General features: G+C 37.0%; 1 protein-coding gene. It reads left to right on the forward strand.

The window, feature by feature from the left end:
* Positions 1-809 precede the first annotated feature (809 nt).
* On the forward strand, positions 810-1,880 hold the full coding sequence (locus D5R40_RS32470) for an ABC transporter ATP-binding protein (RefSeq protein ID WP_124147258.1): 1,071 nt from the start codon (positions 810-812) through the stop codon (positions 1,878-1,880).
* Positions 1,881-2,054 lie beyond the last annotated feature (174 nt).

Genomic DNA, 2,054 nt, shown 5'->3' on the forward strand with positions numbered 1-2,054 from the left:
GTTGGTTGAGAGAATATTCGCGATCGCTTGTCTCAGATATAAAACCTATTTGGAATCTATTTACAGCAGTTTTGGAGTTGATGAGGTACAAAATTTTAGGACTTTAGGGAGTAGGGAGTAGGGACTAGGGAGTAGAGACTAGGGAAAAAAGATTAATCTTAAAACTGTACCTCATTTATCCTAAAAAGTGCTGTAAAAATCAGGTGATGCGGAGGTGGGGTATATTGAAGTATTTTCAATTATTGTTTTACACCATGTAGAACTGTGTACCTCTCAAATTTTGACGCGGGTAAATATTTCAGAAACAGAGTCACAGGAGTATGGGAATATTTTTCCTTTTTCTAGTATTTCCTAATTCCCACGAACGACTCCATGGCTCAAAATTATCATCAAGGTCAAGATATCACTCAGGGGTTCTATAAAGCTCCTAGTTAACATCTTCTTTCTCTACTAATGCGTATGCCGCAATAATACAATGTAATATAAATGTATTTCAGGTGTTGGTTGAGAGAATATTCGCGATCGCTTGTCTCAGATATAAAACCTATACAGCAGTTTTCATTTGGGTAGACCACAGTAGGAACGTTCCATGGAATGTCCTTACAAGGTTTGATGTGTGAAGATGTGGTTCATCAATTTGAAAAGCTCTGTAAGGTAATAATCAGATAACTAGACTACACTTATAGCAGCTATGCTGGAGGCAGAAATCAACATCCTACTTTGTCTAGCTTTGAGACTTTTAATTTGTCTCTAACAACTATGGCAACTGCTGTAAGTGAACATTAAGAGGTAAAAAATAATCAAATATCATGGCAAAACTGCAATTAAAAAATCTCAGAAAACAATTTACTAAAAATGTCATTCCCGTTAAAGACATGAATATTGAAGTTGAAGATGGGGAATTTTTAACCTTACTGGGGCCTTCTGGTTGTGGAAAATCAACCCTACTAAGACTTATTGCTGGGTTAGAAACACCCACTCAGGGTAAAGTTGTTATTGGCGATCGCGATGTAACAAATGTACCACCGGGTGGTCGTAATATTGCAATGGTGTTTCAAAGTTACGCCCTCTATCCGCACATGACGGTCTTTGAAAATATTGCTGCTTCTTTGAAACTCCGTAAAATACCTCAAGATGAAATTCAGCAACGAGTTAATAATGTTGCCCAGAAACTCGAATTAGGACAATTAATAGACCGCAAACCCCGGGAGATGTCTGGTGGACAAAGACAAAGGGTAGCATTAGCTCGATCGCTGGTACGCAACCCAGAAGTATTTTTGTTAGATGAACCTCTCAGTAATTTAGATGCACTATTACGCGAACAAGTACGAGCAGAGTTGAAACAGTTATTTAACTCTCAACAAAAACCTGTAGTTTATGTTACTCACGACCAAACGGAAGCAATGACTTTATCGAGTAAAGTAGCAATTTTATATGATGGTTACTTACAACAACTTGATGCACCTCATAAAATTTATAGTCGTCCTGCTAATAAATTTGTAGCTGGTTTTGTCGGTAGTCCGCAAATGAATTTACTGACTCTTAAATGTGAAGAAAATTATGCTATTTTAGGTGATTTTAAAATTCCTCTGCCTGATTTTCCAACAATTCCAAAACAAATTGTTATGGGTATTCGTCCGGAAGATGTACGTTTTGTTTTGACTGAAACTTCTGAGGTTGCTATTAAAGGTAAGGTGTTTTTGGTAGAAAATTTAGGTAAGGAAAAACTGTTAATTGCTCGGGTGGAAAATTCCGAACAAAATATCCGTGCTTTAGTTCCTTATGACCAAACTTGGGGTGAATTAGTAACTTTAGAATTACCTGCTAAACAGATTCATTGGTTTGATCTGGAGTCTGGCGATCGCTTACTCCAATATTAAATAGGGTTTACTGAAAAAGTGGTGTTGCACAATAGAGAATGATATTCTAGAATTTGATTGAGAGATGGATTGTCCTGATTGTCAAAGCCATAAACTATTGAAAAATGGTCATCTAATTGGGCTTTGGTGGGTGGAGAATGCTGTAAAATCTAAAGTGTCACAAGGAAAGCTCAA

It is taken from the genome of Okeania hirsuta (assembly GCF_003838195.1).
In the GTDB taxonomy this organism is placed as follows: Bacteria; Cyanobacteriota; Cyanobacteriia; order Cyanobacteriales; family Microcoleaceae; genus Okeania; species Okeania hirsuta.

Coding starts and splice junctions, on each gene's coding strand:
- D5R40_RS32470 (WP_124147258.1), top strand. CDS start 810: ATGGCAAAACTGCAATTAAAAAATCTCAGAAAACAATTTACTAAAAAT.